Below are 12,532 nucleotides of genomic sequence, written 5' to 3'. Positions count from 1 at the left end.
CCCACCTGTGCGGCGCCGCGAGCATCCGCTCACGGACGGGCACTTCCTTCAATACCGTTGTCGCTCAACGGACACCGGTCGATTACTCGGGGACTCTCCATCGCCATCACAGACGTCGCTGACTATGCGCATCTGAGCCAGCACGACATCGATAACCTGGCGGCCGCACTCGACGCGATCCGCAGCGAGATCGAGGATTCTCGCGGCGAGCGCGACGCCGCCTATATCCGCCGGACAATCATGTTCCAGAGAGCGCTGGACGCCGGCGCCCGGCTGCTGATTTTCGGCAGCCGATCACGGCGTGGGTGGCTGCTGGGGGTGGCGTCACTGGCCTTGGCCAAGAGCATCGAGAACATGGAGATCAGCCACAACGTTGTTCACGGGCAGTGGGATTGGATGAACGATCCCGAAATCCACTCCACTACCTGGGAGTGGGACATGGCCGGGCTCTCGTCACAATGGCAGTACTCGCACAACTACCGACACCACGTGTTCGCCAACGTGGTCGGAGTCGACGACGACCTGGGCTTCGGCATCATGCGGGTGACCCGCGACGTCGCATGGCGCCCGCGCAACCTGATGCAGCCGTTTCGCAACGCGCTGTTGGCCGTCATCTTCGAGTGGGGTATCGCTCTGCACGGTCTGCACTCGGAACATGAACGTGCAACCAACGCCGAGCAACGCCAAGGCCACACGAGCGCCCTGAAGGCCAAGGTGATGCGTCAGGTCATCAAGGACTACGTTGCAATCCCGGCTCTCAACGGATCTCGTTGGCGACGGGCGTTGTCGGCGAACGTCGCCGCCAACATCGTGCGCAACATCTGGGCCTACGCGGTGATCTTCTGCGGGCATTTTCCCGACGGGGTTTCGACGTTCACGCCCGATGTCGTCCAGCAGGAGAGCAAGGGCGAGTGGTACCTGCGCCAGATGCTGGGCAGCGCCAACTTCAAGGCCGGGCGGGTACTCGCCTTCCTCAGCGGGAACCTGTGCTACCAGATCGAACATCATCTGTTTCCCGATCTGCCGAGCAATCGCTACGCCCAGATCGCCCGACTGGTTCGCCCACTGTGCGACGAATACGGTCTGCCGTACACCACGGGTCCGCTGCTTCGTCAGTTCCTTCAGACCCAGCGGACCATCCTGAAGTTGGCGCTGCCAGACCGCGCCGCATAAGCCACGCAATCCCTCGCATCGCTGCGCCTCATCGCGACCTGACGTTCACTTAGGGGCGCCATAGGTGGGATTATGTTAATGAATATTCTCCAATTTCTTGACGCCAGGACCGGCTGGGTCCTACCGTGACGACAGGTTGGGGAGGTTGACGTCGCGGACTTCGAACTTCGCGCGGTGATGGCTTATTGTGTGGGACCATCGCTCGCGGATTCGATCGCGGCCGTCAAATAGCTTACGGTCAAGCAGATTTGGGACTGGCGATGATGCGGGCACAATCGTGACGACGGCCGGGGAATTGCCATCCTCGGACCCGGTGGCCAACCCCAAGGCGGTGGATGTCGTCGGCGGGTGGACCGTCGGCTATGTGAAGCGACATCCGCTCGCGTCGCTGACTACCGTCGGTGATCAGTTCGTCCTCGGGGTGAGAACCCTTCAATACTTGTTCCTCGACCTGGTCACCGGTCGGTTCCCGTTGCAGGAGTTCGTCCGCCAAGGCGCTTTCATGGCGGGCACCGCCGTGGTGCCGACCGTGCTGGTGGCGCTGCCGGTCGGGGTGACGCTGTCCATCCAGTTCGCCCTACTCGCAGGCCAGGTGGGTGCCACCTCACTGGCGGGCGCGGCCAGCGGCCTGGCCGTGATCCGGCAGGCCGCGTCGCTGGTCGCGGCGATCCTGATGGCCGCTGCGGTCGGCTCGGCCATCACCGCCGACCTCGGTTCGCGGACGATGCGGGAAGAGATCGACGCCATGGAGGTCATGGGTGTCTCGGTGATCCGCCGTCTCGTCGTCCCGCGGTTCGCCGCCGCGATCATGATCGGCGTCGCCCTCACCGGGGTGGTGTGCTTCGTCGGGTTCCTGGCGAGCTATCTGTTCAACGTCTACTTCCAGAACGGTGCGCCCGGCAGCTTCGTGGCCACCTTCGCCTCGTTCACCACCCCCGGCGACATGGTGCTGGCGTTACTCAAGGCTGTGGTGTTCGGCGCTATCGTCGCGATCGTGTCCAGTCAGAAGGGGCTGTCCACGAAAGGCGGCCCCACCGGGGTGGCCAACTCGGTGAATGCCGCTGTCGTCGAATCGATTCTGATCCTGATGATCGTCAACGTCGCGATCAGCCAGCTGTACAACATGCTGTTCCCGCGAGTGGGGCTGTGACGTGACCGCATCGACCTACAGCCCGTTCCGGGTCCCGTGGGCCCGGTTCGTCCGGACGCTCACCTCGCCGGTCGTGCGGTTGGGCCACATGCTGGTGTTCTTCATCCGCGCGGTCGCGGCGGTACCGATCGTGTTGCGCCACTACCGCACCGAGTTCGCCCGGCTGCTATCCGATATCGCCTGGGGCAACGGGTCATTGGTCGTCGGTGGCGGTACAGCAGGCGTCGCGTTGGTGTTGGGGGTCACCGTCGGCGCGATCGTCGGAATCGAAGGCTACAACTTCTTGAATCTACTCGGGCTGGGCCCCGCGACCGGGATCATCTCGTCGCTGGTGAACACCCGCGAATTGGCGCCGATCGCCGCGTCGCTGGCCTTCGCGACACAGGGTGGCTGCCGGTTCACCGCGCAGCTGGGATCCATGCGGATCGCCGAGGAGATCGACGCGCTGGACTCGCTGGCGATCCGTCCCATCCCCTACCTCGTCACCACGCGGCTGATGGCGTCCGTCGTGGCCGTGATCCCGCTCTACGTCTTGTGTTTGGCGGTGAGCTACCTGACCACCCAGATCGTGGTCGAGGTGATCAGCGGCGGATCCAACGGCGCGTACCTGCATTACTTCACGCTGATGCTGTCCGGCACGGACATCCTCTACTCACTGCTGAAGGCGGTCGTGTTCGTCTGGATCGCCTCGACCATCCAGTGCTACTACGGCTTTTACGCCAGTGGCGGACCTGAGGGCGTCGGCATCGCCGCCGGGCACGCGATGCGCGCCGCCATCACGGTGACGATCGTGGTGAACATGCTGATGACGATGGCGCTGTGGAGCGTCGACGCCGGCGCGAGGTTCGGCGGTTAGATGGCGAATTCCTTTGACACCGACGGGCGCGGCCCCACCGACCGTCAGCTGCTGGTCTGCGGGCTGGCTGTCGTGGTGGTCGCCGCCCTCGTGACGACGCTGCTGCTGCTCAAGTCGAACGGCAAGCTGGACAACTACGTCCGGGTGGTCGCCGACCTGCTCAACGTCGGCGACGGGCTGCCGCAGAAGTCGGATGTGAAATATCACGGTGTCCTGGTCGGCTCGGTCGACAGCGTGATCCCCGCCGCCAACGGCCATCCCAACTACGTCCACATCGACTTGCACCCCGAATACGCCGGCTCCATCCCGGCGACGGTGACCGCGCGGGTGGTCCCGTCCAACGTGTTCGCGGTGTCATCGGTACAACTCGTGGCCGAGGGGGCCGGGCCGGCAATCCGCGCCGGCGAGCATATTCCCGAGGACACCCAGTTGCCGACCGTGCTCTTCCAGACCACCATCAGCAAGTTGCGCGACGTGCTGGCCGCCACGGGACGCGGACGCGAGGATCGCAGTGTCGGCATCCTGGCCGCGGTCAACGCCGCCACCGAGAACCGGCGCGGCAAGCTGCTCGCGGGAGGCGCCCAGCTGAATCGGCTACTGGATCAGCTGAATTCGGTGGTCAGCACCGATGATGGGCCGTCGACGGTCTCGGCACTGATCGATGCCACCCGTGGGCTGGCCGTCACCGCCCCCGATCTGGTCGATGCGCTGCACCAGGCGGTCCGGCCCATGCAGGTGCTGGCCGAAAAGCGTTCAGCGCTGACCGCTTTGATGACCGGCGGCGCGCACACTCTGGGCACCACGCATACCGCGCTCGACAATCACATCGACCAGCTGACCGGTATCAGCCACGACCTCACCCCGGTGGTGGGCAGCCTGGCGATGAATGCGGGCAAGTTCGTGCCGGCGTTCACCAAGCTGAATGCGCTGTCCCGCAAGTTTTTCGACGAGGTATGGATGCCCGAACTGGACACCGGCAACATGCGGATCAACCTGTCGCTGACGCCCAGCTATGACTACACCCGCGCCGACTGCCCCCGCTATGGCCAGCTACTGGGACCGAGCTGCTATACGGCACCGAAGATCGTGGTGCGGCCGGACCTGCCCGAGATGCTGCTGCCGCAGAATTACCAGCCGCCCAAGGATCTGGCCCCGACGCCGGGCACCGTCGTCGGTCCGGATGGCAATCTCGTCGCGGTCGGCCCCCCGCTGGTGAATCCGAATCCGAACCTGGCCGACCCGAATCCCCCGACGCCGTGGTGGGCCCCGCCCTTTCCGCCGGTGCCGCTGGCCGCCAATCCCGATGACGCTCCGCCACCGCCGGCGGCCCCGGCTGCGCCGCCGCTGCCCGCCGAAGCCGGAGGGTCCCGATGAAGTTCCGCGCCCCGCTGATCGGGCTGTCACTGTTCATGGTGGTGGCGGTGACGCTGACCTGGCTGGTGTATGTCACGCTGCGCCGCGACGTGGCCGGTCCCACCACCCCGTACGCCGCGATGTTCACCGATGTGTACGGACTGCGTGAAGGCGATGACGTCCGGATGGCGGGCGTACGCGTCGGCCGGGTCGAAAAGATCGAATTGGCGGGCACATTGGCCAAGGTGTCGTTCGTCGTGCAGAACGAGCAGCACCTGTTCGGCAACACCGTCGCCTCGGTGACGTATCAGAACATCGTCGGGCAGCGCTACCTCGGTCTGTCGCTCGGAAAGATCGGCAGCCCGGGCCCGCTCGCACCGCACGCCACGATCCCGGTCGAACGCACCGACCCGTCCTTCGACGTCGGCACGCTGCTCAACGGCTACGAGCCACTGTTCAGTGTGCTGAACCCCCGCGACGCCGACAATCTGACCAAGGGCGTCATCCAGTCGCTGCAGGGCGACAACTCCTCGATCGTGAACCTGGTCAGCCAAACCTCCACGCTGACCGACACCTTCGCCGGCCGCGATCAGACGCTGGGCGATGTGATCACTCAGTTGAACACCGTGATGGCGAGCCTGGCCAAGCAGAACACCAGCCTCGATCAGGTGCTCTCCCAGACCAGCAAGGTCGTGTCGGACTTCAATGCTCGCCGCCCCGAGTTGGTGGATTCGACGGGAGCGATGGCGCGGGTGATCCGCCAGCTCTCGGCGATCTCCAACACGGTCAACCCGTCGCTGAACGACATGATCACTCGCCAGCCCGGTTTCACCGGACACCTGGTCGACATCGAGCCGCAGCTGGCGTTCACCGGCGACAACCTGCCGCTGATGCTCAAAGGGCTGGCCCGGATCACCAACGAAGGTGCTTTCGCCAACGCGTACGCCTGCGACCTCAACGGCACCGGCTTCTTTCCCGGCTTGAACGACATCACGCCGATCATCGTCAACGCCGCGACACCTGGGAACCAGGCGATGTACACCCCGCGATGCAGGAACATGGCCAATGGCTAGGCGCCCGCTGGAGACCTACAACAAGACGTGGCTGGGCCTGATCGCCGTGGCGGTGATCAGCGTGATCGTCGGGGCGATGCTGATTGCCAACGCCGCCAATGTCGGTCACCGGCATTACACCGCGAAGTTCCTTCAGGCCGCCGCCCTGCAAGCGGGCAACCCGATCACCATCGGCGGCATCCAGGTCGGCAAGGTCACCAGCATGAAGCTGGCCGGTGATCACGTCGAAGCCGGCCTCGAGGTTCGCGACGATATCGCGCTGGGCAAGAACTCGAAGGCGGTCATCAAGGTCGCCACCATCCTGGGTTCGCGCTATCTGGCGCTGGAACCCGTCGACGGCGGGACGGTGCCCGACAACACCTTCGACCTGTCGCACACCGAGGTGCCCTACGATCTGCAGGCCGCCCTGGCCGACGTGACGACCACCTACGAGCAGGTCGACACCGATGCGTTCGCGAAGTCGCTGGGGATCCTGGGCGCCCAGATGCAGGGCCTGCCCGCCGTGGTGCCGCAGGCCATGCAGAACATCCACACCTTGTCGACGGTCATCGCTGACCGGCGAGACCAGTTGGGTGCCTTGCTGAAAAGCACGGACATGGTCAGCAGCACACTGGAGCGCCAGCACGCCAACATCGCTGCGATGATCAATCAGGGGCAGGAGCTGATCGGCCGGTTCGTGGATCGCAGCGCGACTTTCCACGCGATGATCGCGGCGCTGACCAACCTGGTGAACACGATGAGCACCACGGTGGTGGCCAACCGTGGCGAGTTGGATCAAACCATCACGAATCTGCGCCGGCTGTCCGACCTGCTAGCCCAACATGACGATCTGCTGCGCAGCACGCTGCAGGCCGGGCCGGTGGCGCTGCGCGGCTTCGCCAACGCAAGCGGCACCGGCAACGCCGTTGACTTCAACACACCCAACGGTATCGCCGTCGACTCCTGGATGTGCGCCATCAGCGGGCGGGCCAAGCAGTTCGGCATGATCCAGTACTACAAGGACTGCAAGTGAGTGCGCGGGCCAGACTGCTGGCTCTTCTGACGGTCATCGCGGTCGCCGTGGCGTCGGCGGTCACCGTCGCGTGGGTGTATTTCAAGTCGACAACCGACCACATCACACTGACGGCCCAATTCGACAGTGCCGCTGGGCTTTATGTCGACAACACGGTCGCGGTGCTGGGCATGCCGGTCGGCAAGGTCACGGCGATCACCCCCAAGAGCGGCTACGTCGAGGTCCAGTTCACCGTCGACCGCGGCGTGCAGGTCCCCGCGGATGCGCAAGCGGTGACGATCTCGACATCGATCCTGACCGACCGGCAGATCGAGCTCACCCCGCCGTATCGCGGCGGGCCGGTGCTCAAGGACCGCGACACCATCGGGCTGCCCCGGACCAAGACACCCGTCGAGTTCGCCCGGGTGCTCGGTGTGCTGGACAAGATCTCCACCTCGCTGAAGGGCGACGGCAACGGCAATGGACCGGTGGGCGATGTCGTCAACTCGGGAGCGGCGATCGCCGACGGAAACGGCCAGAAGATCAAGGATGCACTGGGCCAGCTGTCCAATGCGTTGCGGCTGTCCGCGGACGGGGGCGCACAGACCCGAGACCAGCTGACCACGATCGTGCGCAACCTGAGCTCGCTGTTGCAGGCCGCCGCCGACAACGACGCGACGCTGCGCGACTTCGGCTCGACCGTGCGTCAGCTGAGTCAGATCGTCAACGACGAGGACTTCGGCAGCGGCACCACCGGCAAGACCATGAACACCCTGCTGGCGCAGGTCGGCGACTTCCTGGAGAAGAACCGCGACAACATCAAAGCTGTTGTCAACAATGGCAATACCACCGCGAACACGCTCGTCGAACGGCAGCGCGACCTCGCCGAGTTCCTCGACGTCGCACCGCTGACGTTGGACAACATGTACAACGTCGTCGACCAGAACAACGGTGCTGCGCGGGCCCGGGTGCTCACAGATCGGGTGTTGTTCGACAGCCAGTACACGAAGGAGATCTGCAACCTGATGGGTCTGCGCCAACTGGGCTGTAGCACCGGCACATTGCAGGACTTCGGCCCTGACTTCGGGCTGACCTATGTTCTCGACGGTATGGCCGCGATGGGGCAGAAATGAAGCGCTGGAAGCAGACCACTGCCGCGGTTCTGGTATCTGCGTTCGGAGCCACGGCGTGCTCGTCGAACGGGTTGTCCAGCCTGCCGCTGCCCGCACCGACCGTCGGCAGTGGTGGGTACCGGCTGACCGCAGTCTTCTCCAACGCGCTGAACCTGCCCGCCGAGGCCAAGGTGAAACTCGCCGGCGCCGACGTCGGGCAGATGGAAACCATGGTGGCGCGCAATTACACCGCGGTCACGACGATTCGGATCATGGACGGGGTGCGCCTCCCTCAGGGCAGCACGGCCGAGTTGCGTTCGGCCACCCCGCTGGGTGATGTGTTCATTGCGCTGAAGCCACCGGCAGACGCCTCCGCAACCACGCCGTTGTTGAAGGACGGCGACACCATCGGCCTGGATTCCACGACGGCGGCGGCGACCGTGGAGTCGGTGCTCAGTTCGGCCGCGGTGATGGTGAACGGCGGTGCGGTGCGCAACTTGACCAACGTCATCAACGGTTTGGGCAAGGCGACCGGCGATCAGGGTCAGGCCTTCGGGGACATCATCGCCAAGACCAACGGCACGCTGTCCAAATTGACGGCGCGCTCCGACCAGATCTCGGACGCGTTGACCGAAACCTCGCAATTGGCCAGGGAACTCGACGCCAAGAATCAGGCGCTGAGCGAGGTGATGGTCGCGGCGGGTCCGGCGACCGACACACTGGCCGCCAATGCCGACACCGTGGCCGACGTCGTCCAGCAAGCCGGTGACACCAGTAAGCAGTTGCAGAAGTTCCCGTCGATCGCGGGCACCGACGCCAGCGGGCGCAGTGTGATCGGCGATGCCAACACCATCGCGCGGTCCTGGAATGACCTCGTGTTGGCTCCCGACGCGAATCTGGCCGCCCTGAACCGGCTGATGCCGCCGATCATCAAAGCGACCGCCAGCAATTCGTTTTCGGTGCGGGCCAGCATCGACCGACTGGTTCTCGGGTCGATGCCGGATGCCGGCTTCCTCGGCGACCCCGGATTCCACGGGCCCAAGCGCTACGACTGGGCGCAGATGGTGGGCACGTTCAAGTACACGCTGTGGCGATTGCAGCAGCGCGTCGTCGGGTCCGGCCCCGGCGTTCCGCAGGTGCCCGTGCTGCCGAGCCCCACCGATCCCGGCGGCGTGATCGTCGCGCCACCTGGCCCGCCGCCGGGGCCGCCCACCTCGGAGCCGCCGCCATGATCGAGTGGGCTGCCGATCGTGTCGTGCGCACGGTCGGGTTCGGGTACCGGCACCGGTTGTGGTTGTCGACGGCGGGTCTGGTCCTGACGCTGGCGCTCGCCGCGGCGTACGTGTTGGTGGGTGCGCTGCGGGTGACGCCGTTCGACTCGGCGTACCGGGTGACCATCAAGCTGCCGGAATCCGGTGGGCTACTGCCCAATCAGGACGTCACGCTGCGCGGGGTGCCGATCGGGCGGGTGCAATCGCTGGCGATCACGCCCGACGGAGTCGCCGCGGTCGCCAGTGTGCGCTCGGATGTCCGGATCCCGTCGGCCAGCCCGGTGAAGGTGTCGGGCCTGTCGCCGGCCGGTGAGCAGTACATCGAATTCGTGCCGAACTCCGACGCCGGTCCGTACCTGCACGACGGCAGCGTTGTCGCGCAGGACCAGACCTCGGTGCCGGTCAGCTTGGCTGACGTCCTCGCCCACGCCGACGGGATGCTGAAGCAGGTCGACCCAGCCAAGCTCGAGTTGATCAAACGAGAGCTGAGCCTGACCGATCAGGGCCCGCAGAAGCTGGCCGACATCATCGACGGCGGCACGTTCCTGCTGTCGACGCTGGATTCGGTTCTGCCGCAGACCACGAGCATTCTGCGGACCAGCCGGATTGTGCTGACGACCGCGGCCGACAAGAACGCGGGGATCAAGGTGGCCACCGGCAACCTCGACCGCACGTTCACCGGGGTGACCAAGATGCTCGACGGTTACCGCCGGCTCGTCGATCAGACGCCCCAAACCCTGTCGGCCACCGACAATCTGTTCACCGACAACTCCGACACCATGGTCGGATTGCTGACCAGCATGGCCACCGCATCGCAGCTGTTGTATGTGCGGGTGCCGGCCCTCAATGCGCTGTTCCCGGACTACCGCGGGTCGCTGCTCGATGCGTGGGCCACCGTGATGCACGACCACGGCCTGTGGGCGACCGCCGACATCTACCCGCGGTACGCATGCGACTACGGCACGCCACGGCGGCCCGCATCGTCGGCCGATTACCCCGAGCCCTACCTGTACACCTACTGCCGCGACGACGATCCTGCGGTGCTGATCCGCGGCGCCAAGAACGCTCCACGGCCGGCCGGCGACGACACCGCCGGTCCGCCGCCGGGCGCCGACCTGGGCGCGACCACCGACCCAACACCCAAAGGCCGCTACACCATTCCGACCCCGTACGGCGGCCCGGTGCTGCCGATCGAACCGCCGAGTTGAGGAGATTGCGATGACTGTGACGAGTGAAGCCGAACCTGACACCGAAGTGGAAACCGACGTCGAGGCTGAGGCCGTAGTTGTCGAGGAGCCGACCCAGCGGCGCCGGTGGCCACTCATCCGGCGAGTGCTATTGGGCGCATTGATCGTTGGGTTGCTGGGTGGTTCGGGTTTCCTGGGCTGGCAGGCGTGGCAGCAGCACCGCGTCGAGGTGGCGGCGCGGGAGGGCCAGGCGGCGGCCGTGCGCTACGCGCAGGTGCTCACGAGCATCGACTCCAACAACGTCGACCAGAATTTCGCCGAGGTGCTCAACGGTGCCACTGGTGAATTCAAGGACATGTACTCGCAATCCAGTGCGCAGCTGCGGCAACTGTTGCTGGACAACAAGGCCAGCGCGCACGGCGTGGTGATCGATTCGGCCGTGCAGTCGGCCACCCCCGACCAGGTCGTGGTGCTGATGTTCGTCGACCAGACGGTGGCCAACAAGGCCGCACCGGATCCGCGAGTCGATCGCAGCCGGGTCAAGATGACGCTGGAGAAGGTCGACGGCATGTGGCGGGCCAGCAAAGTCCAACTGCCCTGAATAGCATGCGCATTCGTGTGGTTTCTGTGCTATCGGTCGTGGCGGCGCTAGCCGTCGCACCGGTGGCCGGCGCCTCGGCACCGGACTTCTGCTCGAGCCTCGGGGCGGACTGGGACGGCGCGTACTGCCACACCTCGGTGTCGTCGGAACGCAAGGCGGTCCGCGATATCAAGGTGGCGGTGCCCGGCGATCTCGTCGACAACCCCGTCACCGGCCCGACGATTCGGGACTACCTGACCCAGTTGGTCACCAACTGGCGCACGGTGGGCGTGCACATGGTGGCGGACAGCTTCGGTGAGGAGAACTTTCAGATCCTGCAGCGGGGCGATGTACTCAGTGTGGTGTTCCACGAGGACTATCACGCCGACGGCCCCAAGCCCAACAACGCCTTTCGCACGTTCACGTGGGATATGGCCCGCGGCGTGCGGGTCGGGCTCGCTGACGTGCTGAAGCCCGGCGTGGACCTCGGGGCGATCGCATCCCTGGGCGCGCCCTTCATTCAGGATGCGTTGGATCAGGCGGCGCCACCCCATGAGGCTGGCAGCTATCCGTTCGTGGTGGATCGGTGGGCACCGGACAAGGTGTATTCCGGCGGTTACCAGGCGTGGGCGCTGTCCGGCAACGAACTGATCCTGTACATGCCGGACTATCCGGTGGCCCATGACTCGCCGATCAACTACACCCCGGGCATCATGCAGTGGTCGATGGATGGCGGCGCCGTACAGGCGCACATCCCGCTGTCGGCGTTGAGTTCGGTGCTACGGCCAGAGTTCGGCGGAACGTGACCGCGTTAGACCAGCCGCCCGCCGTGGCGGGCGCGCCAGCGCAGGTCGGCCAGCAGCAGGTGCGGCCCGGGCTGACGGATGAACGACGGCAGGAAGCGGTTCATCAGCGCGACGAAGCGGAAGAGCAGCTCGAAGCGCTGTTGCTTGCGAGCGCTCCAGTTGAGTCCGAGTGCCTCACGGAATACCGGGGCCAGGAAGCCGGCGGTGAGAAACTTGAGCAGGCCGCGAAAGGGCAAGCGCAGCAACGGGTTGATCATCTTGAGGTCGATCAGGTCGTACAGGTAGGCGCGGACGGTTTCGTCGAACTGGACCCGCTGGCAGGCGGTGTTCCAGTAGTCGTCGAAGGCGGCGCGGGTGGGCGGCCACTGGTCTTCGCTGACCTGCAGGGTGGTGCCCAGCGGCCAGGCGGAGCGGTAGAACCCCTCGGCTTGGTCGGGGGTCATCTCGCCGCGCAGCAGTTGGTAGGTGTCTTCGAGCCCGACGAAGAGGCAGGCGGCGACCCACATCTGCAGGTCGCGGTCAAAGGCGTTGTAGCGCACCGGGCTTTGGTCGGTGGATTGGACGTGGCGGTGCGCGGAGTTGACGGCCTCGCGGTACAGCAGCTTGTCGTCGTCGGTGCCGATGATCGCCACGGCAATGTAGGTGAAGGTGGTGCGGGCCCGCTTCCACGGGTGGATCAGCAGATTCCCGGAGTCGACCTTGGACTCGACCACGCCGTAGCCGACACCGGGCAGCGACAGCTGCATGACGACGTTGGCCGCACCCGCGGCGAACGACCAGAAGTCCATGGCGTTGGCGGCGGTGACAGGTTCGTCGCTCCAGCGAGCGGTGCGTTTGTGAATCCCGATGCGTGTCACGGCGGTGGTCAGCGATGACGTTGACATGTAGACATCTCCCCTTGTCTAGCTTTATGAAGCCTCTCACATTGCGCAGACCGCAGACAAGAATAAGTGAATACTCGTTCTCACTGATGCATCAAT

General features: G+C 65.3%; 12 protein-coding genes. 11 read left to right on the top strand and 1 reads right to left on the bottom strand.

Annotation, left to right across the window (positions count from 1 at the left end; all coding sequences use genetic code 11):
- Positions 1-99 precede the first annotated feature (99 nt).
- The 11 genes from CRM90_RS10995 to CRM90_RS10945 all read left to right on the top strand — a co-directional run bounded on the left by CRM90_RS10995 (position 100) and on the right by CRM90_RS10945 (position 11,552).
- Positions 100-1,173 carry a fatty acid desaturase family protein gene (locus CRM90_RS10995; protein WP_102807178.1) on the top strand — a complete coding sequence of 358 codons (1,074 nt, stop codon included), beginning with the start codon at positions 100-102 and terminating at the stop codon, positions 1,171-1,173.
- A 313-nt stretch (positions 1,174-1,486) separates the two neighbouring features.
- Positions 1,487-2,323, top strand: a complete 837-nt coding sequence (locus CRM90_RS10990) for an MlaE family ABC transporter permease (RefSeq protein ID WP_102807022.1) — start codon at positions 1,487-1,489, stop codon at positions 2,321-2,323.
- A gap of 1 nt (position 2,324) precedes the next feature.
- Positions 2,325-3,179 carry an ABC transporter permease gene (locus tag CRM90_RS10985; protein ID WP_102807021.1) on the top strand — a complete coding sequence of 285 codons (855 nt, stop codon included), beginning with the start codon at positions 2,325-2,327 and terminating at the stop codon, positions 3,177-3,179.
- The gene (locus CRM90_RS10980; protein WP_102807020.1) at positions 3,180-4,553 is read left to right on the top strand and encodes an MlaD family protein; all 1,374 of its coding nucleotides are present in this window, start codon (positions 3,180-3,182) and stop codon (positions 4,551-4,553) included.
- A complete protein-coding gene (locus CRM90_RS10975; RefSeq protein WP_102807019.1) occupies positions 4,550-5,605 on the top strand; it encodes an MCE family protein in 1,056 nt (351 codons plus the stop codon). Before CRM90_RS10980 ends, CRM90_RS10975 begins: the two co-directional genes overlap by 4 nt.
- Positions 5,598-6,617: an MCE family protein gene (locus CRM90_RS10970; protein WP_102807018.1), complete on the top strand. Its 1,020-nt coding sequence runs from the start codon at positions 5,598-5,600 to the stop codon at positions 6,615-6,617. The genes CRM90_RS10975 and CRM90_RS10970 overlap by 8 nt, the downstream gene beginning before the upstream one ends.
- A complete protein-coding gene (locus CRM90_RS10965) occupies positions 6,614-7,729 on the top strand; it encodes an MCE family protein (protein ID WP_233209275.1) in 1,116 nt (371 codons plus the stop codon). Before CRM90_RS10970 ends, CRM90_RS10965 begins: the two co-directional genes overlap by 4 nt.
- A complete protein-coding gene (locus CRM90_RS10960; RefSeq protein ID WP_102807017.1) occupies positions 7,726-8,940 on the top strand; it encodes an MlaD family protein in 1,215 nt (404 codons plus the stop codon). The genes CRM90_RS10965 and CRM90_RS10960 overlap by 4 nt, the downstream gene beginning before the upstream one ends.
- Positions 8,937-10,187 carry an MlaD family protein gene (locus CRM90_RS10955; protein ID WP_102807016.1) on the top strand — a complete coding sequence of 417 codons (1,251 nt, stop codon included), beginning with the start codon at positions 8,937-8,939 and terminating at the stop codon, positions 10,185-10,187. The genes CRM90_RS10960 and CRM90_RS10955 overlap by 4 nt, the downstream gene beginning before the upstream one ends.
- Before the next feature lie 4 nt (positions 10,188-10,191).
- Entirely contained in the window at positions 10,192-10,767 is a 576-nt protein-coding gene (locus CRM90_RS10950) for an Rv1363c family protein (protein ID WP_199189869.1), read from the top strand.
- Positions 10,768-10,772: 5 nt separating this feature from the next.
- A complete protein-coding gene (locus CRM90_RS10945; RefSeq protein ID WP_102807014.1) occupies positions 10,773-11,552 on the top strand; it encodes a mannan-binding lectin in 780 nt (259 codons plus the stop codon).
- Positions 11,553-11,557: 5 nt separating this feature from the next.
- Here the strand turns inward: CRM90_RS10945 and CRM90_RS10940 are convergent, their stop codons facing one another.
- Complete coding sequence (locus CRM90_RS10940) at positions 11,558-12,436, bottom strand: oxygenase MpaB family protein (RefSeq protein ID WP_102807013.1); 879 nt, start codon at positions 12,434-12,436, stop codon at positions 11,558-11,560.
- Between the last annotated feature and the right edge of the window lie 96 nt (positions 12,437-12,532).

Origin of the sequence: Mycobacterium sp. ENV421 (assembly GCF_002887815.1) — a bacterium.
Lineage (GTDB): Bacteria > Actinomycetota > Actinomycetes > Mycobacteriales > Mycobacteriaceae > Mycobacterium.
Note: the sequence above shows the minus strand (reverse complement) of the source record. Positions and strands in the feature narration are given on the sequence as shown.

Bases quoted from the DNA above. Each gene is read 5' to 3' on its own strand.
- CRM90_RS10980 (WP_102807020.1), top strand. From the start codon at position 3,180: ATGGCGAATTCCTTTGACACCGACGGGCGCGGCCCCACCGACCGTCAG.
- CRM90_RS10975 (WP_102807019.1), top strand. From the start codon at position 4,550: ATGAAGTTCCGCGCCCCGCTGATCGGGCTGTCACTGTTCATGGTGGTG.
- CRM90_RS10970 (WP_102807018.1), top strand. From the start codon at position 5,598: ATGGCTAGGCGCCCGCTGGAGACCTACAACAAGACGTGGCTGGGCCTG.
- CRM90_RS10960 (WP_102807017.1), top strand. From the start codon at position 7,726: ATGAAGCGCTGGAAGCAGACCACTGCCGCGGTTCTGGTATCTGCGTTC.
- CRM90_RS10955 (WP_102807016.1), top strand. From the start codon at position 8,937: ATGATCGAGTGGGCTGCCGATCGTGTCGTGCGCACGGTCGGGTTCGGG.
- CRM90_RS10945 (WP_102807014.1), top strand. From the start codon at position 10,773: ATGCGCATTCGTGTGGTTTCTGTGCTATCGGTCGTGGCGGCGCTAGCC.
- CRM90_RS10940 (WP_102807013.1), bottom strand. From the start codon at position 12,436: ATGTCAACGTCATCGCTGACCACCGCCGTGACACGCATCGGGATTCAC.